Source organism: Arthrobacter sp. StoSoilB13, from assembly GCF_019977255.1.
In the GTDB taxonomy this organism is placed as follows: Bacteria; Actinomycetota; Actinomycetes; order Actinomycetales; family Micrococcaceae; genus Arthrobacter.
Map to the genome: position 1 here is coordinate 762,511 of NZ_AP024647.1, position 18,308 is coordinate 780,818.

Sequence of the window (18,308 nt, forward strand, 5' to 3'; positions counted from 1 at the left end):
TGGTTAGGAAGCCTTCCGTGCGGTGGCGAGGGCGCCTTCAACGTCGGCCAGGAGTTCCTTCCAGCTGGCCACGAACTTCTCGAGGCCTTCGGTCTCAAGGACGGCTACGACGTCGTTGTAGGAGACGCCGAGTGCTTCGAGTGCGTCGAGGGTCTGGTTCGCTTCTGCGTAAGTGCCGGTGATGGTGTCTCCGGTGACTACGCCGTGGTCGAACGTTGCATCGAGTGTCTTTTCCGGCATGGTGTTGACCACGCCGGCGGCGACGAGTTCGGTGACGTAGAGGGTGTCCGGGTAGGCCGGATCCTTGACGCCCGTCGAAGCCCAGAGCGGACGCTGGGGGAGCGCGCCGGCTTCTGCGAGCAAGGCCCAGCGTTCGGTGGAGAACAGCTCTTCGTAGACCTCGTAGGCGAGGCGTGCGTTGGCGACGCCTGCCTTGCCCTTGAGGGCCTTGGCTTCATCGGTGCCAATGGCGTCCAGGCGCTTGTCGATCTCGGTGTCCACGCGGGAAACGAAGAAGGATGCCACGGAGTGGATCTTGGAGAGGTCGTGGCCGTTGTCCTTGGCCTGCTCCAGGCCCGTCTGGAAGGCGTTGATGACGGCGCGGTAGCGCTCCAGGGAGAAGATCAGTGTCACGTTGACGCTGATGCCCTCGGCCAGGGTAGCCGTGATGGCCTCCAGGCCTTCCAGGGTTGCCGGGATCTTGATGTGGACGTTGGCCTTGTTGACCTTGCCGTACAGGTGCTTGGCTTCGGCAATGGTGGCTTGGGTGTCCCAGGCCAGGCGGGGATCCACTTCGATGGATACGCGACCGTCCACGCCGTTGGTGGCGGCAGCGATCGGTGCGAACAGATCGCAGGCGTCTGCGACGTCCGTAGTGGTGATCTCGAAGATGGTTTCTTCGACGCTTGCACCGGCCGCGGCCTGCGCGGCGATCGTGGCGTCATAGTCCGTGCCCGTGGTGATGGCGGCGTGGAAGATGGACGGGTTGGTGGTTACACCGACGACGTTCTTTTCGTCGATGAGCTTCTGCAACGTACCCGTTTCGAGGCGGTTGCGGGAAAGGTCATCGAGCCAGATTGAAACGCCGGCGTCGGAGAGTTGCTGCGTGGCAGTGCTGGTCATTGTTTTCTCCTTGATAGAGGTATCAGGCGCTCAGGCCTGCGAGGGAGTCTTTTGCGGCGGCGGCAACGGCTTCGGCAGTGATGCCGAATTCCTGGAACAACCGCTTGTAGTCTGCCGAGGCGCCGAAGTGCTCAAGGGAGACCGAACGGCCGGCGTCACCGACGAATTCCTTCCAGCCCAGTGCGAGGCCGGCTTCAACGGAAACGCGTGCCTTCACATCGGCCGGGAGCACGGACTCGCGGTAAGCCTCGTCCTGCTTGTTGAACCATTCCACGCACGGCATGGAGACAACGCGGGTGGCGATGCCTTCAGCCTGGAGTGCTTCGCGGGCTGCAACGGCGAGCTGGACTTCGGAGCCGGTGCCGATCAGGATGACCTGGGCGTCAACGGTTTCGCCGTTCTTGGAAGCCTCAGCCAGGACGTAACCGCCCTTTGCCACACCAGCGGTGGAACCGAAGGTGTCACCTTCTGCAGTGCCTTCGCCGCGGGCGTAGGTGGGGATGTTCTGGCGGGTCAGGACAATACCTGCGGGGTTCTCGTGGTTCTCCAGCATGGCCTTCCATGCTGCGGAGACCTCGTTCGCATCACCAGGCCGGACTACGTCCAGGCCGGGGATTGCGCGCAGGGAAGCGAGCTGCTCCACGGGCTGGTGGGTGGGACCGTCTTCGCCCAGGCCGATGGAGTCGTGCGTCCACACGTACAGGGACGGCACACCCATCAGAGCGCCGAGGCGGATGGCCGGGCGCTGGTAATCCGAGAAGATCAGGAACGTGCCGGAGAACGCGCGGGTACGTCCATGCAGGGAGATACCGTTCACGATCGAGGCAGCCGCGTGCTCACGGATACCGAAGTGCAGCACCCGCCCGTAGGGGTTGCCCTTCCAGGCTTCGGTGGAGCGCGAGGCCGGAATGAACGACGGCGAGCCTTCGATCGTGGTGTTGTTGGACTCCGCGAGGTCGGCCGAGCCACCCCACAACTCCGGCAGGACAGGTCCGATGGCGTTCAGGACCTTGCCCGATGCCGCACGGGTGGAGACGTCCTTGCCGGCTTCGAAGACCGGCAGTGCAGCGTCGATGCCGACGGGAAGCTTCTTGGCTTCGACGCGCTCAAGCAGGGCAGCGGCGTCCGGGTTGGCGGACTGCCATGCCTCGAACGAGGACTGCCATGCGGCGCGGGACTCGGCGCCGCGGTCCAGGACCTTGCGGGCGTGGGCCAGGACTTCTTCGTCAACATCGAAGGACTTCGCGGGGTCGAAACCGAGCACGGTCTTCAGTGCTGCGACTTCCTCGGCGCCCAAGGCAGAGCCGTGGATCTTGCCGGTGTTCTGCTTCTTCGGGGCCGGGTAGCCAATGATGGTCCGCAGCGAAATGATGGACGGTTTGTTCGTCTCAGCCTTCGCTGCCAACAGTGCCGAGTAGAGTTCCTGGACGTCCTCGACGTACTCCCCGGTCCTGGTCCAGTCCACACGCTGGGTGTGCCAGCCGTAAGCTTCGTAGCGCTTCAGGACATCTTCAGTGAACGCGATGTCGGTGTCGTCTTCAATGGAAATGTGGTTCTCGTCGTAGATCACTACGAGGTTGCCCAGTTCCTGGTGGCCGGCAAGCGAGGACGCCTCTGAGGTCACGCCCTCCTGCAGGTCGCCGTCGGAAGCGATAACCCAGATCGTGTGGTCGAACGGCGACTCGCCAGCGGGAGCATCGGCGTCGAACAGGCCACGCTGGCGGCGCTGGGAGTAAGCGAAGCCAACAGCCGAAGCCAGGCCCTGGCCCAACGGGCCAGTAGTGATTTCCACACCCGCGGTGTGCTTGTACTCGGGGTGTCCCGGAGTCAGCGAACCCCAGGTACGCAGTGCCTCGAGGTCCTTCAGCTCCAGGCCGTATCCGGAGAGGAACAGCTGGATGTAAAGCGTCAGTGACGTGTGGCCGGGGGACAGGACGAACCGGTCACGCCCAATCCAGTCAGGGTTCTTCGGGTCATGGCGCATCAGCTTCTGGAACAGCAAGTATGCTGCCGGAGCCAAGCTCATAGCCGTGCCAGGGTGGCCATTTCCGACCTTCTCCACGGCGTCAGCGGCCAACACGCGAACGGTGTCAACAGCCTTCTTGTCCAGATCGGTCCATGACAGTTCTTGCTCTTCCAAATGTGGCACGAAAACCGAGCCCCTCTCTGTGCTGACGGCAGGTGTAAGGACACGGCACGCAGGAAGCACAGGATGGCGCCCGCTGCAATGTGTCTACCAGCCGTTCACCATTGAAACGTTGATCCTTCATCCAGACGCACGGCTCCTCCGAGAATACGGTTTCCCGGATTGTCAACGTGTGCTGATCTGCTCAACAGCTTAGCCCCAAACGTGTCCTGAGACTCAGGGAATCCCACTAACTGGACAGAATTTCCCTTATATGAATCACGATGGCGCCCCCGCAGAGTGAACTTTCCGAAACATTGGCGTATTTTGCGGACATGGACGCACTTCCAGCCACGGTATGATATCTGGAGGCCACCAGCGGTTCATGCGCCTGCGGTTCCACCTCGGAAACCCGGACTGCGACCGCTGCGAGAACCCCAGAGCATAGAACAGAGTGACTGCCGCCGTGAGCACAACTGATACGCCCCTCAACGCGTCCCCGGCCCGGGGAAGCATCGGAATCTCCCGTAAGTTAAAGGCGTATCTGGCTCTCACCAAGCCGCGTGTCATCGAGCTGCTCCTGGTCAGCACGCTCCCCACCATGATCTTCGCCCAGCGCGGCTTCCCGTCCATCGGGCTGATTCTGGCCACTCTCGTTGGCGGCGCCTTCGCGGCGGGCAGCGCCGGCGTGTTCAACTGCTACATCGACCGCGACATCGACAAACTGATGCACCGCACCGAGAAGCGCCCGCTCGTAACCGGCGAAGTCTCCCCGCGGGAGGCTTTGGTATTCGCCTGGATTCTCGGCGCCGCGTCGATCGCAATTCTGTGGTTCGGTGCGAATCCCTTGTCCGCATGGCTTGGGTTGGGTGCCATCGTCTTCTACGTGGTCATCTACACCATGATCCTCAAGCGCCGCACCGCACAGAACATCGTTTGGGGCGGGGCTGCCGGCTGCTTCCCGGTACTTATCGCCTGGGCCGCGGTCACCAACACCGTTGAATGGCCTGCCATTGTGCTGTTCATGGTCATTTTCCTCTGGACGCCGCCGCACTACTGGCCGCTGTCCATGCGCTACGGCGAGGATTACCGCAACGCCAAGGTGCCCATGCTCGGCGCGATCGCCGGCGCCAAGGTTGTTTCCGTGCAGGTGGTCCTCTACGCCTGGGCCATGGTTGCCTGCTCCCTGCTCATGATTCCCGTTGGCGGCGCCGGCTGGGTCTATACAGTTGCCGCTGTCGCTGCTGGCGCCTGGTTCCTGTACGAAAGCCACGCCCTCTACAAGCGCGCACAGGGCGGCGACGTCTCCAACAAGGGCGCCATGAAGGTCTTCCACGGCTCCATCAGCTACCTGACGCTGCTCTTCATCGCGCTGGCCGTGGACCCGTTCATCGGATCACCAATCATCGGCGGCTAACCACCGCGACCGCTTCAACAAAGAAGGCACGACGCCGGAACCCACCCGGGTTCCGGCGTCGTGCCTTCTCGTTTCCCCAGCGATGTTCTCTCACATCCTGCCCGTTTTCGGCGGACGCTCTCTCACATCCGGCCGGTCCAAAGCGGATCTTCTCTCACATCCGGCCGGTCCAAAGCGGATCTTCTCTCACATCCTGCCGGTCCAAAGCGGATCTTCTCTCACATCCTGCCGGTCCAAAGCGGATCTTCTCTCACATCCTGCCCGTTTTCGCCGGATGCTCTCGCACATCCTGCCCGTTTTCGGCCGGATCCTCTCGCACGTCCTGCCGGTTCAAAGCGGGTCTTCTCTCACATCCCACCGGTCCAAAGCGGATGTTTTCATAAGGCACTTATGCATGCACGTCGTCTGCGCTCGGACGTGGCGGTGCTGTAGATAGCGAACAGCCACTACACGATCTGATAGAGCATCCGGCCCCACACCCACACGATCTGCGATAACATCCGGCCCCACACCCACACGATCTGCGACAGCACCCGACCCACACCCCACGATCTGATAGAGCATCCGGCCCCATGGCCGCAGGATGTGAGCGAGCACCCGCCCCAGGGCCACACGATCTGCGAGAGCACCCGGCCCAGGGCCGCACGATCTGATAGAGCACCCGGCCCTGCGGCCGTATGGTTTTCTGAGACAGCTTGATGGGAGATTCGTTTCAGATGACCACGCCCAGAAGAAAATATGATGCCGCTTTCCGTGAGGAAGCAGTGCGGCTGGTGCTGTCCACGAACCGTTCGGTGAAGCAGGTCGCCGAGGAGATCGGGGTGAAGGAAAGCACGCTGGGGAACTGGCTTCACCGACATCGGGAACGTCAACCAAATGCCCCTGTCCCGTCCGAGGACAGGGGCCCGGTTGCCTGGGAAGAACACCAAAAGGCCTTGGCCGAGAACGCCAGGTTGAAGGCCGAGGTCGAGTTCCTGGGAAAAGTCAGCGCCTTCTTTGCCGCGAAGCAAAAGTAGAGGATTTCTACGAGTTCATCGAAGCGGAGAAGGCCAACCATTCAGTGGTGTGGCTGTGCCGGGCATTGAAGGTCTCACGGGCCTCGTTCTATCGGTGGCGCAACCCCGCCGGGCCCTCACCACGTGCCGTGCGGCATGAGGATCTGGTCACCGCGGTCACCGACCTCTATACGAAGGAGGAAGGCCGTGCCGGACGGGACCAGTTGGCCTTGTTGCTGAACGCGGCCGGGACCAAGGTCTCCGCCCCAACCGTCGGAGCCATCATGCGCGAGACCGGTCTGCGTGCCATCCGAACTCGGGCCTGGAAACAGACCACGGTCCAGGACCCGCAGGCCAAGACCGCCCACATCGAGAACCACATGCTCGACACCGACGGCAAACGCGACTTCACCTCCACCGTGCCCGGGACCCGTCTGGTCGGCAATATCACCTACCTGCGCACCGGCGAAGGCTGGCTCTACCTGGCCACCGTCATCGATCTGTTCTCCGGCATGGTCATTGGCTGGTCCATGGCCGGACACATGCGTGCGAGCCTGTGCACCGCGGCCCTGCAGATGGCCCGGAACCACGGCCGCTTCGCCGAGGATTCTGTGGTCTTCCACTCCGACCGCGGCGCCCAGTACACCTCTGAGGAATTCCAGCAATGGTGCGGCACCAACGCGGTCACTCAGTCCATGGGCAAGGTAGGGGTGTGCTGGGACAACGCGGTCGCCGAGAACTTCTTCTCCCACCTCAAAACCGAGTTCTACCACCACCACCGCTTCGGTTCCAGGCTCGCCGCCCGGACCGCCGTGATGGACTACATCGAGGGCTGGTACAACCGCCGCCGACCCAACCGCAGGGCCGGCGGCGCACCACCCGTAACAGCCCACACCGCTTACCAAACCACCGTTCAGGGACCCCTGGCCGCCTAACCAACAACAACGAGAACTGTCTCAAAAACTTGACGAGCGCACCCAGGGGCGCAGGATGTGAGCGAGCGTGTTTGGGGTGCTACTTGGAGGGGCTGTACTTGGCGATATCAGCTGCGTTGGTCGATGCACTCATCAGCAGGGCTGCCCCCAGCATGTGTGCGCCCACGAGAAGGGCGGGAATTCCGTTGTAGTACTGGGTGAACCCGATGACGGCTTGGAGCAACGTCACGGCGAGCAGCAGGAAAGAAGCGGTTCGGAACGGGCCGCCGATCCTATGCCGCACCACAAGGTACACAGCCAATAGTGTCCCGGCCGTAATCAGGTAAGCGGGCACAGCGTGAATGTGTGAGAAAAGGTCCCAGTCCAGATCATTGCGTGGCGCATCCGCATCGCCTGCATGCGGACCGGCGCCTGTGACAACCACGCCAAGCATGACCGCTATTGCAGAGAAGACGGCGACAGCCAGCATAACGGGGCGGGCAACCACAGGCAGGGCAGGCAGTACCTGCTTCATGAATCGGCCGGTGCGGCCGAAGGCGCGGTTCACGAGCAGGGTCGCGAAGACAACCAAGGCCATGGATACGAGGAAGTGCAGGCCCACGACCCAGGGGTTGAGGTTGGACAGGACGGTGATTCCGCCGATGATGGCCTGGGCAGGGATGCTCGCCAGGAGGCCAAGAGCGAGCATGAAGAGGTCCCGACGTTCCTTGCGGAGATTCCACAAGTAGACCAGCATGAGTGCTGCAACCGCCGCCAGCGCGAACGTGAGCATACGGTTGCCGAATTCGATAAAACCGTGAATGCCCATTTCAGGCGTGTTGACGAGCGATTCGTTGGTGCATCGAGGCCACGTGGGGCAACCGAGGCCCGAAGCCGTAAGGCGAACTGCACCACCGGTCACCACGAGTACCGTCTGTCCGATCAGGGAAAGTACCGATAGCCGGCGGATAGTGCGGTTTACCTGCGTCGGCAGCTTGGTGGTGAATCGCTGGACGGATTTAGGGAGGCGCGATGCCGTGCTCACAGTTTGCTCAACTCTCAGTTCTGCTTTGTTGTCAGTTCCACTTGAACCAGCGAATGGCTGCGGCGCCGGCCAGCAATGTCCACACCAGGAGGACCAGGACGGCGGGGAAGGGCACAATGCCCAGCAGGAACGCGTCCCGCAATGCCTGGCCCAGGGCGCCGGAGGGCAGGAAGTGCACGATGCCCTGGGCCACGGCGGGAAGCCGTTCTGCCGGGACAACGATCCCGCCCAGCGCTCCGAGGAGGATCCATAGAAGATTGGTGATGGCCAGAGTGGCTTCCGGTCGCACCGTTCCAGCGACGAGGAGTCCCAGCGCAGTGAACGCAGCCGCACCAAGGACAAGGATGCCAAGGGCCCGGAAGCCATGCCTCCGGCCGCGGCTGCCAGCCCAGGAGTCCAGCGACTACCCCGACTACCAGTACTTGAAGGAAGAGGACGACCAGCACGGCGAGTATCTTGCCGGCGATCAGGCCACCCCGCCCCAGCGGGGTGGTCGAGAGAAAGCGAAGAACGCCGTAGCGCCGGTCAAATCCCGTGGCAATGCCCTGGCCAGTGAAGGCGGTGGACATGGCACATAGGGCGAGAATGCCCGGCGTGGCTACGTCGACACGAGAGCCTCCGAGCCCATCCAGCAGGGGAGTGACAGTCAGCCCGGCCAACGCAAGAAGTGGCAGGACAACGGCAAGAATCAGTTGCTCACCGTTCCGCAGCATCGTGATGGTCTCGTACCGGCCTTGCTGCAGAATACGGCGTGGCAGGGAAGCGGGTCCGGCGTTGGGGGACAGTAACTTGCTCATCGGAGGTCCCTTCCGGAAATGTCCAGGAAAACGTCCTCGAGGCTCCGCGCCTCGAGTCTTAGTGACGCGGGCATAATGTTCCGTGCGGCCCACCAGGCGGTCAGGGCGGCAAGGTCGTCGGGCCCCAGGGCGCCGGTAATCGAGTAGCTGCCGGCCCGGGTTTCAAGGACTTGCAGGCCTGCTCCCAGGACGTCTTTGAACTCGAGCCCCGGCGGCGCATCGAAGAAGAGGGTCCGGTCAGTGATTGCGGTGTCGGTGGAATGATCGTGCCGCAGGAGGTCGGCGACCGTTCCCTCCGCGACGTTGTGTCCGCCGTCGATGATGTAAACGTAGTCAGCCAGGCGTTCGGCGTCATCCATCAGGTGCGTCGTGAGGATGATGCCCATGCCGGCGTCGCGCAGTTCCGCAATGAGGTCGAAAACCACTTGCCGCGAATGCGGATCCAATCCAGCGCTGGGTTCATCGAGGAAGAGGACCTCGGGGTTGCCAATCAATGCCGCAGCCAAGGCCACCCGCTGCTTCTGGCCACCTGAGAGGCGCCGCACGCTGGTGCGGCTGAACTGGGCAATGCCCAGGCGGTCCACGAGGGCATCGACGTCCATGGGGTTGCGGTACATACCGGCAACATGACGCAACAGAGGGATGGGACGGGCCGACGGCGGGAGGCCGCCATCCTGGAGCATGACACCTACCCGGGACCTCAAGTCAGCGCCGGCAGTATCCGGGTCTTCCCCCAGAAGTGAAATGGTTCCAGCGGTCCGTCTCTGCAAACCCTGGGCACATTCAAGGGTGGTGGTCTTGCCGGCGCCGTTGGCTCCAAGGAGCGCGGTAATCCGGCCCCGCTCAGCCACCATGGACAGCCCACTGACAACCCGGAGCATTTTGCCGTCAAGGGAGGCCAGGGGCCCTACATCCTTAATGAGTCCGTCTATAGTGAGGACAGGGGAATCGGTGGATCGCACCAGAGTATTCTACGTGAAGTAGTACGGTCGCACCTTGCGGGTGACTAAGGTCAGTCTTGCCTTACTGGATGCATGAAACAAATTACGACATGATTGTGTTGTGTATTCCATGAGCAGTCCAATTTCCATGCCCTCACGGCGGCATGCTGCAGCGGCGGAGGCCTTCGCGCCTTCGTCTGCGCTGCCGGACGCGGAAGACCGCACAAGGGACCGCGTACTGGGTGCCGTGTTGGAGCACGGCCCCGTGAGTGCTGCCGAGTTGGGTGACCTCCTTGGCTTCACGCCTGCAGCAGTCCGCCGGCATCTGGATCACTTGGAGCGCAATGGCGTTATCGAAGTCAAGCGCGTCGCCAAGGCTGGAGCCGGTGCGGGACGCCCTGCGCGGCGCTATGTCCTGAGTTCACAAGGGCAATCCAAACTTGGCGATGACTACTTGAACATCGCCAGCTCCGCGCTCCGTCGACTCCAGGAAATTGCCGGTGAGGATGCAGTCCGCGAATATGCGGAAGAGCGCTTCTCTGAAATGGAGCGCCGCTATGCCCCCGAAGTTGCGGCCGCCGGGCAGGACATCGCCGCCCGCGCCTTGGCCTTGTCCAAGGCCCTCAGCCGGGACGGCTACGTAGCCTCTGCCCATTCCATTGAGGCCAAAGCCCCTCTGCCGGCAGAATTTTCCAGTGTCCAGCTGTGCCAGGGACATTGCCCCATCCAGCAGCTCGCAGCCGAATTCCCGGTTTTTTGTGACAGCGAAACCAAAGTCTTTTCCCGCTTGGTGGGCGTCGACGTCCGGCGTCTTTCAACCCTGGCGCAAGGCGGGCACGTCTGCACCACCCATATACCTACCGGGCGACCAGCTGCCACGGTGCCCCACAGCACCGCAGAGCAGTCCGGGAACCCGTACCAGGAATCAAACAACCAGCAAGAAAGGCCGTGATGACGGACCAACTAGCAGAGAAAGCGGTAGCTGACGGCACTGTGATCTCGGAGATTCTGGAGAAGAATCCCGAACTGCACGGTATCGGAAACTACGAGTACGGCTGGGCCGACAAGAACGACGTAGGCGCAAACGCCCGTCGTGGCCTCGACGAGGAGGTTGTCCGCGACATCTCCTCGAAGAAGAACGAGCCCGAATGGATGCTCGATCTGCGCCTCAAGGGCCTGAAGTACTTTGACCGTAAGCCCATGCCTACGTGGGGCGCAGACCTCTCGGGCATCGACTTCGACAACATCAAGTACTTCGTGCGTTCCACTGAGAAGCAGGCGGCCACGTGGGAAGACCTGCCGGAAGACATCCGGAACACCTACGAAAAGCTCGGCATCCCGGAAGCTGAGCGCAGCCGGCTCGTTTCCGGCGTCGCTGCCCAGTACGAATCCGAAGTTGTCTACCACCAGATCCGCGAGGACCTCGAGGCCCAGGGTGTTATCTTCCTGGACACGGACACCGCGCTGCGGGAACACCCGGAGATCTTCCAGGAGTACTTCGGCACCATCATCCCCGTGGGCGACAACAAGTTCGCTTCCCTGAACACGGCAGTATGGTCCGGTGGATCGTTCGTGTACGTGCCCAAGGGCGTGCACGTGGACATCCCGCTCCAGGCTTACTTCCGTATCAACACGGAGAACATGGGCCAGTTCGAGCGCACCCTGATCATCGCCGATGAGGACTCCTACGTTCACTACATCGAGGGTTGCACGGCTCCGATCTACACCTCGGATTCCCTGCACTCCGCCGTTGTGGAGATCATCGTGAAGAAGGGCGCCCGCGTCCGCTACACGACCATCCAGAACTGGTCCAACAACGTGTACAACCTCGTCACCAAGCGTGCCATCTGCGAAGAGGGCGCCACCATGGAGTGGATCGATGGCAACATCGGTTCCAAGGTGACCATGAAGTACCCGGCTGTTTACCTGGTAGGCGAGCACGCCAAGGGCGAAACCCTGTCCATCGCTTTTGCCGGCGAGGGCCAGCACCAGGACACCGGCTCCAAGATGGTGCACATCGCACCGAACACCAAGAGCTCCATCATTTCCAAGTCCGTGGCGCGCGGCGGTGGCCGTGCAGCTTACCGCGGCTTGGTCCAGGTCCGCGAAGGTGCAAAGCACTCGGCCAACACGGTCCGTTGCGACGCCCTTCTGGTGGATACCATTTCCCGCTCGGACACGTACCCGTATATCGACATCCGTGAAGACGACGTCGTTATGGGTCACGAGGCCACCGTTTCCCGCGTCAGCGAAGAGCAGCTCTTCTATCTGATGTCCCGCGGTATGCCTGAGGACGAGGCCATGGCCATGATCGTGCGCGGCTTCATTGAGCCGATCGCCCGTGAACTGCCCATGGAATATGCCCTTGAGCTGAACCGCTTGATTGAACTGCAGATGGAAGGGTCCGTCGGTTAACAATGACTGATATCACTACTGAAAAGGCACGCATCGGCGCGCCCTCGGCCCAGCCGTTTATCGACGGCTTCACCGAGGAAGGCGAAAACCTTTCGCCCGTAAACACCGGAACAAACACCAGCACGACGTCGGAGCAGCCTGCTGCTGGTCCGCTCGGCGGCGCATCGGTAAAGAGCCACTCGCATGGCGGCGGCGTCGGTATTCCGGACAGCTCCCGCGCCGGACGCCTCACGTCCTACAAGCTGGAGGACTTCAAGCCCCTGACCGGTCTTGAAGAAGACTGGCGTTTCACACCGCTGAAGCGCCTGCGCGGCCTCCACACCGAGGTCCTTGACGGTGCAGCTCCCGCTGTCAGCGTGACTGCACCTTCCGGCGTCGTTGTCGAAACGGTTGGCCGCGAGGATCAGCGGATCGGCCAGGCAGCAATTCCCGAAGACCGCGTGTCCGCCAACGGTTGGGAGAACTTCACCGAGGCTACCGTTGTCACGGTTCCGGCTGAGCTCCAGGCAGAGGGCGAAGTTTCCGTCCTGATCACCGGATCCGGCGAGGCTCCGGCTGCCCAGCACATCGTGATTGTGGCAGAGCGTTTCTCCAAGGCTGTTGTTGTGTTGGACCACCAGGGCACCGCGGTCGTTTCCGAGAACGTTGAAATCATCGTAGAAGATGGCGCTGAACTGACTGTCGTGTCCTTGCAGGAATGGGACGACAAAGCAGTACATGCTTCATCGCAGCAGGCCAAGATCGGCCGCGACGCGAAGTTCAAGCACATTGTGGTCAGCCTCGGCGGCGATGTTGTTCGCGTTACGCCGTCCACCCGTTTCACGGCCCCTGGTGCCGACGTCGAGATGTTCGGCCTGTACTTCGCCGATGCCGGTCAGCACCTTGAGCAGCGCCTGTTTGTTGACCACGCAGTGGCCAACTGCAAGTCGCGTGTGCTGTACAAGGGCGCGCTGCAGGGGCCGCAACGCCCACACTGTGTGGGTAGGCGACGTCCTGATCCGTAAGGAAGCCGAAGGCACCGACACCTATGAGGCCAACCGCAACCTGGTCCTCACGGACGGTGCACGTGCGGACTCTGTGCCGAACCTGGAAATCGAGACGGGACTCATCGAGGGTGCCGGCCACGCCAGCGCCACCGGCCGTTTCGACGACGAGCACCTCTTCTACCTCATGGCGCGCGGCATTCCGGAAAAGGTTGCCCGCCGCCTGGTGGTTCGAGGCTTCCTCAACGAGATCATCCAGCAGATCAACGTCCCGGCAATCGAAGAACGCCTGACCGCAGCTGTTGAGCGCGAACTCGCCGCGACCGACAACTAGCAGACCAGGCAGGCAACCATGAGTGAACAAACCAAGGGCGAACTGGTATGCAACGCCAATGACATCCAGGTCAAGCAGGCGCTGCGCGTCCTGATCGATGACTATCCCGTAGCCATCGTGAGGGACTCGATGGGTGAGATCCATGCCATCGGCGATACCTGCTCGCACGCGGACATCTCGTTGTCCGAAGGCGAGATTGACGGCTGTGCGATTGAGTGCTGGGGGCACGGTTCCCAGTTCGACCTCCGCAGCGGACAGCCTCTCCAGCTGCCTGCCTACGACCCCGTTCCCGTTTTCGCCGTCACCATCGATGGTGACGACGTCTACGTGGACGTGACCAACGTTGTGAACGGTGCTTCGGTAGATAACTACTGAGCGCCCGGTATCACCAGACTTACGAACGGAAAAGAAAGAAGAGCATGTCTACTCTTGAGATCAAGGACCTGCACGTCAGCATCGAGACGGAGCAGGGCACCAAGGAGATCCTGAAGGGCGTCAGCCTCACCATCAAGACCGGTGAAACGCACGCCATCATGGGCCCCAACGGCTCGGGCAAGTCCACCCTCGCTTCCACCATTGCCGGCCACCCCCGTTACACGGTAACCAGCGGCACCATCACCCTCGATGGCGAAAACGTTCTCGAAATGAGCGTTGACGAGCGCGCCCGTGCAGGCGTCTTCCTCGCCATGCAGTACCCGGTTGAGGTTCCCGGCGTCACCATGACGAACTTCCTGCGGACCGCCAAGACCGCGATCGACGGCGAAGCACCCGCCCTTCGCACGTGGACCAAGGACGTCAAGGCTGCCATGCAGCAGCTGCGCATCGACGCCGACTTCGCACAGCGCAACGTCAACGAAGGCTTCTCCGGTGGCGAGAAGAAGCGCGTCGAGATCCTTCAGCTCGAGCTCTTCAAGCCGAAGTTCGCGGTTCTGGATGAGACCGACTCAGGCCTGGACGTCGACGCCCTCAAGGTAGTTTCCGAAGGCGTCAACCGCGCACACGCAGAGGGCAACATGGGCACGCTGCTCATCACCCACTACACCCGCATCCTGCGCTACATCAAGCCGGACTTCGTCCACGTCTTCGTTGACGGCAAGGTCGTTGAAGAGGGCGGCCCCGAGCTCGCTGACCGCCTTGAAGAAGAAGGCTACGACCGCTACGCCGCTGGCGCCGGCGTTGCCGTTGCTCCTGCCGTACAGGCCTAGTTAGGATCGTTCCATGACCGAAATCAACGCGGCGCGCACCAGCCTCGAGGACGTCGAGGAAGCGCTCAAGGACGTCATTGACCCGGAACTCGGTGTCAATGTCGTTGACTTGGGCCTCCTCTATGGCCTGAAGTACTCGGACGAGGACGGCGCACTCCTCATCGACATGACGCTGACCACTGCGGCCTGCCCGCTGACTGACGTCCTGGAGGAGCAGGTGGGCAAGTCCCTTGACGGAATCGTCGATGACTGGCGCCTCAACTGGGTATGGATGCCGCCATGGGGTCCTGAGCGGATCACCGACGACGGCAAGGACCAGATGCGGGCCCTCGGCTTCAACATCTGATCAGCAGTTTTCGCCTTTGAAGGGCAAATAGAAATGGTTCCGGGCCAATTGGCCCGGAACCATTTCTGCATTTAACCGATAGTCCAGCAGCTACGGTGCTGCAACACCAAAGGTGTCGCATTTGTTGATGTCGCCTGTGGCGTACCCCTGGTAGAACCACTTCTGTCGCTGTTCGCTTGAGCCATGCGTCCATGATTCCGGCGAGACCCGTCCGGTTGCGGCTTCCTGGATGCGGTCATCGCCGACGGCGGACGCGGCGGACAGCGCGTCCTGCAGGTCCTGCTCGGTGAGGGGGTCAAGGAACGGCTTGCCCGTTGCCGGGTCCTTCTGGGTGGTGGCGTGGCGAACCCATAGTCCGGCGTAGCAGTCCGCCTGCAGTTCGACACGGACTGCACCGGATTGTGGTCCTTGGGGATCCTGTTGTGCCCGGTCCAGGTTGCCCAGGATGTTTTGGATGTGGTGGCCGAATTCGTGGGCCACCACATACTCCTGCGCCAGTGGACCCCCTGATGAACCGAAACGGGTCACGAGCTCATCGAAGAACCCGGGGTCGAAGTATGCCTTGGTGTCCGCCGGGCAATAGAAGGGTCCTACAGCCGTGGTGGCAGGGCCACATCCCGTATTGGTTCCCTGGTCGAAGATGACCGTTCCGGGCCGGGAGTACTGCACGTTGTATTGGGCGAGGTATTCCGGCCAGAAGGCATTAAGGCTGTTGACCGTGCCTGTGATCCGGCAGTCGAGTCGTTTATCCGCGTCAGCGCCCGTCTGGCACTCCTGCACACCGCCGCTCCCGCCTTCCACGGCGGGCGGCTGCGTTCCGCCGCCTGTAAGGTCACCAAGGATGTTGGGGTTGATTCCGAAGAGGGCCAGAAGCAGCACGACGATGCCACCACCAATCCCGCCACCTATCTTCGTCCCACGGCCCATGCCTCCGCCGCGTCGGTCTTCTACCTGGGATGGGTCAAGCTGCGCACCGTCATTGAAACTCATACAGTCAGAATAGACGTCACCGTTGGTGCCGTAGGGAGAACACTGCCGTAAAATTGCGGGGATGCCTTTCCTGGACAAAATTCAGCTCTGGGCCGATGAGCGTCCCCACGACACCGCCGTCGTTGTGGGGCGCAGCCGGCTCAACTGGGCCGAGCTCCGCGACGCCGCGGCGGGCCTGCTTGGCCATGCGATGGCCACTACGGTGCTTGCCGAGCCCAACTCCACTGACTTCATCGCCAAGTTCGCGGCGGCGGTGGCGGGAGAGCGCCGCTGTGCTGTGCTGGACCCACAGTGGCCCGCAGCAATGGTGGAGGAAGTGACGTCCCGGATCGTCGACTCTTCCGTCGCATCCGGCGTCGAACTCACTGACGGCGATCCCTCCACGACGTTCCTGATTGGGCTTACTTCCGGCACCACTTCGGTGCCGAAGGCGTTCACGCGGTCCCGCCGTTCCTGGCAGGTTTCCTTCGAGGCATCGATCGAGTTCTTTGGGCTCTCGCAGGACGACCGGACCCTGGCAGCAGGTCCGCTCTCCTCCAGCTTGAACCTCTACGCCCTGTCCGAGTGCCTGTACGCGGGCTCCGCATTCCACACGCTGGAGTCATTCGACGTGGGTGACGCCCACGCTTCGATCAGCCATGACAACATCACAAGGCTGGTTCTTACGCCGACCATGCTTCGTTTGCTGAGTGAACGGGGCCCTGGCTGGAGACGTGGATGCTTCCGGCATCCGCAGCATTGTCTGCGCGGGTTCCAAGCTCGATGGCCGTACGTTGGAAGCGGCGCGCCGCTGGGCCCCGCATGCTGCCATCTTCGAATACTACGGGGCCTCCGAATTGAGCTTCGTTTCCGGCACACGGTTGGCTGCGGGGGAACCCCTCGACGTCGGGGGTACGGGGATTGGCCGGCCTTTTCCTGGCGTGGAATTGCGGATCCTGGACGACACCGGCCGGAACCTTCCGGACGGGGAGCACGGCAACATCAGCGTCCGCAGTGGGATGGTCAGCAACGGCTACCTCTGGGGTGACGACGGCCAGGCCCTCCGCTGCTTGGACGGCTGGTACACCGTGGGGGACCAAGGCTATCTCGCCGACGGGACCCTGCACATTCTGGGACGTCGTTCGGACATGATCATCACTGCGGGGAAGAACGTGTATCCGCACGAGGTCGAACTCGCCCTCGCCTCCGTTCCGGGCATCGAAGTTGCGGTAGCAGCCGGCGCTCCGGATGACGTCCGCGGTCAAAAGGTGATTGCCGGCGTCGTTCCCGCCTACGGTGCCGTCACGGCGACGCAGCTCCGCACCGGCCTTGATGGCCTTCTCGCACGGGACAAGTGGCCACTGCAGTACTACGTCCTGTCCGAGTTACCCATCACGGATCGCGGTAAGGTCAGCCGGATGGTGCTACTCGACTGGATCAAAAACCATGATGCCCGGGCGCGTCCCCTTGGGTAGCGGCGTCCCCTTGGGTAGCGGCCCTTCAATGCAGGAGGTGGACGAGTCCCGCCAGCCGGTCATCATAGCGGCGCTACGGACTCCGATCTGCCGTGCCAACGGGCAGCTGAAGCACTTCCGGGCGCCGGACCTCCTGGCGCCGGTCATCCGTTCCCTCGTCGAGTCGGCAGGCATTGATCCGGCAGGGGTGAACGACGTCATCGTGGGCAATGCTGTTGGTGGTGGTGGAAACGTGGCGCGATTCGCTGCGCTGCAGGCCGGCCTGCCCATCACCGTGCCCGGGCTCACGGTTGATCGGCAGTGTGGTTCCGGCTTGGATGCTATTGCACTTGCTGCGCGTCTGGTTGGCGCCGGTGGAGATCCGCTGTATGTGGCCGGCGGGGTGGAAAGCATCAGTACCGCTCCAGCACGGGCCAACAGGACCGACGACGGCGGCCTGGACTTTTACTCTCGGGCCACCTTTGTGCCACCCGGGTTTGGTGACCCCGACATGGGTGTTGCTGCGGAAAATGTGGCGCGCACGTTTGGTATCAGTCGTGAGCGGCAGGATGAGTACGCACTCCGCAGCCATCGGCGGGCACTTGAGGCTGTTGCAGCGGGCAAGCTCGCACGCGAAATCGTGCCGCTGGAAAATGCCGGGACGCTCGTCGAGGCCGACGACGGCCCCAAGCGTTCGTTGCGCGCTCCGCTGATGTCACGGTTCCCGGCAGTTTTCGTCCCTGACGGAACTGTCACGGCAGCCAACTCATGTTTCGATGCCGACGCGGCTGCCGCCGTCGTTATAACGTCCCTGAAGCGTGCCCGGGAGATGGGCGCGGTTGACGGCTTGCTGGTTTTGGGTTGTGAAACGACGGGGGTGCATCCGGAGTTGCTCGGCATCGGGGGCCCGCGCATGCTGCGGAACGGTTGTTGGCTCAGCAACGCGTTGCTGCCACTGACGTTGACCTCATCGAATTCAATGAAGCTTTTGCCTCGCAGGCCATCGCTTGCCTTGATCATCTGGGCATCGATCCCGGGAAGGCCAATGCAGAGGGCGGAGCGCTGGCGCTTGGCCACGGCTACGGCGCTTCGGGGGCTGTCCTGGTTACGCGCCTGTTCACCCAGGCGCGCAGCCTGTCCGAAAACTCCGGACTCGCACCGCTGGCCTTGGCGATGATCAGCATCGCGGGGGGCATGGGCACGGCAGCCCTCCTGCGTTACGCCCGGCTCTGAACCAACTGAGTCG

General features: G+C 62.4%; 14 protein-coding genes and 4 pseudogenes. 11 read left to right on the forward strand and 7 right to left on the reverse strand.

Going from position 1 to position 18,308, the window contains the following annotated elements; all coding sequences use genetic code 11:
• Positions 1–3: 3 nt before the first annotated feature.
• Positions 4–1,122 (reverse strand): transaldolase, encoded by a 1,119-nt coding sequence (gene tal, locus LDP01_RS03570; protein ID WP_224090235.1) that lies wholly within the window; start codon positions 1,120–1,122, stop codon positions 4–6.
• A 22-nt stretch (positions 1,123–1,144) separates the two neighbouring features.
• On the reverse strand, positions 1,145–3,271 hold the full coding sequence (gene tkt, locus LDP01_RS03575) for a transketolase (RefSeq protein ID WP_224090237.1): 2,127 nt from the start codon (positions 3,269–3,271) through the stop codon (positions 1,145–1,147).
• Positions 3,272–3,701: 430 nt separating this feature from the next.
• Here tkt and LDP01_RS03580 point away from each other — a divergent pair, with 430 nt between their 5' ends.
• The gene (locus LDP01_RS03580; protein ID WP_224090238.1) at positions 3,702–4,664 is read left to right on the forward strand and encodes a heme o synthase; all 963 of its coding nucleotides are present in this window, start codon (positions 3,702–3,704) and stop codon (positions 4,662–4,664) included.
• Between the two features lie 716 nt (positions 4,665–5,380).
• A protein-coding gene (locus LDP01_RS03590; protein WP_527249054.1) for an IS3 family transposase occupies positions 5,381–6,594 on the forward strand; the annotation gives its coding sequence in 2 pieces (ribosomal slippage) (positions 5,381–5,642 and positions 5,642–6,594; 1,215 coding nt in all).
• A 79-nt stretch (positions 6,595–6,673) separates the two neighbouring features.
• On the opposite strand, the gene LDP01_RS03595 is transcribed toward LDP01_RS03590, so the two are convergent.
• From LDP01_RS03595 to LDP01_RS03605, 3 genes and pseudogenes are all read right to left on the reverse strand, one after another.
• Complete coding sequence (locus tag LDP01_RS03595; RefSeq protein WP_224090243.1) at positions 6,674–7,618, reverse strand: COX15/CtaA family protein; 945 nt, start codon at positions 7,616–7,618, stop codon at positions 6,674–6,676.
• Between the two features lie 31 nt (positions 7,619–7,649).
• A pseudogene (locus LDP01_RS03600) lies at positions 7,650–8,415 on the reverse strand (ABC transporter permease).
• A complete protein-coding gene (locus LDP01_RS03605) occupies positions 8,412–9,377 on the reverse strand; it encodes an ABC transporter ATP-binding protein (RefSeq protein ID WP_224090244.1) in 966 nt (321 codons plus the stop codon). Before LDP01_RS03605 ends, LDP01_RS03600 begins: the two are co-directional and overlap by 4 nt.
• A 109-nt stretch (positions 9,378–9,486) precedes the next feature.
• Between LDP01_RS03605 and LDP01_RS03610 the strand changes: the two genes are divergently transcribed.
• The 6 genes and pseudogenes from LDP01_RS03610 (at position 9,487) to LDP01_RS03635 (ending at position 14,639) form a co-directional block, all read left to right on the forward strand.
• Complete coding sequence (locus LDP01_RS03610) at positions 9,487–10,308, forward strand: helix-turn-helix transcriptional regulator (protein ID WP_396133434.1); 822 nt, start codon at positions 9,487–9,489, stop codon at positions 10,306–10,308.
• Positions 10,308–11,771, forward strand: a complete 1,464-nt coding sequence (gene sufB / locus LDP01_RS03615; RefSeq protein ID WP_223932865.1) for a Fe-S cluster assembly protein SufB — start codon at positions 10,308–10,310, stop codon at positions 11,769–11,771. Before LDP01_RS03610 ends, sufB begins: the two co-directional genes overlap by 1 nt.
• 2 nt (positions 11,772–11,773) lie before the next feature.
• A pseudogene (gene sufD, locus LDP01_RS03620) lies at positions 11,774–13,088 on the forward strand (Fe-S cluster assembly protein SufD).
• Positions 13,089–13,106: 18 nt separating this feature from the next.
• A complete protein-coding gene (locus tag LDP01_RS03625) occupies positions 13,107–13,463 on the forward strand; it encodes a non-heme iron oxygenase ferredoxin subunit (RefSeq protein ID WP_216925772.1) in 357 nt (118 codons plus the stop codon).
• Between the two features lie 44 nt (positions 13,464–13,507).
• A complete protein-coding gene (gene sufC / locus LDP01_RS03630; protein ID WP_224090246.1) occupies positions 13,508–14,293 on the forward strand; it encodes a Fe-S cluster assembly ATPase SufC in 786 nt (261 codons plus the stop codon).
• 13 nt (positions 14,294–14,306) lie between these two features.
• Positions 14,307–14,639, forward strand: a complete 333-nt coding sequence (locus LDP01_RS03635) for a metal-sulfur cluster assembly factor (RefSeq protein ID WP_021470428.1) — start codon at positions 14,307–14,309, stop codon at positions 14,637–14,639.
• Positions 14,640–14,729: 90 nt separating this feature from the next.
• Here the strand turns inward: LDP01_RS03635 and ypfJ are convergent, their stop codons facing one another.
• The gene (gene ypfJ, locus LDP01_RS03640) at positions 14,730–15,629 is read right to left on the reverse strand and encodes a KPN_02809 family neutral zinc metallopeptidase (RefSeq protein ID WP_224090248.1); all 900 of its coding nucleotides are present in this window, start codon (positions 15,627–15,629) and stop codon (positions 14,730–14,732) included.
• Between the two features lie 81 nt (positions 15,630–15,710).
• Positions 15,711–16,067, reverse strand: coding sequence for a hypothetical protein (locus LDP01_RS23905; RefSeq protein WP_224091207.1), 357 nt, complete (start codon positions 16,065–16,067; stop codon positions 15,711–15,713).
• Between LDP01_RS23905 and LDP01_RS23910 the strand changes: the two are divergent.
• The 3 genes and pseudogenes from LDP01_RS23910 to LDP01_RS03660 form a co-directional block, all read left to right on the forward strand.
• Positions 16,051–16,588 (forward strand): annotated as a pseudogene (locus LDP01_RS23910) (AMP-binding protein); the annotation flags it as partial. The gene LDP01_RS23905 and the pseudogene LDP01_RS23910 sit on opposite strands and share 17 nt — an antisense overlap.
• 168 nt (positions 16,589–16,756) lie before the next feature.
• Positions 16,757–17,083, forward strand: coding sequence for an AMP-binding enzyme (locus LDP01_RS23915; RefSeq protein ID WP_224091014.1), 327 nt, complete (start codon positions 16,757–16,759; stop codon positions 17,081–17,083).
• 28 nt (positions 17,084–17,111) lie between these two features.
• Positions 17,112–18,295 (forward strand): annotated as a pseudogene (locus LDP01_RS03660) (thiolase family protein).
• Positions 18,296–18,308: the final 13 nt, after the last annotated feature.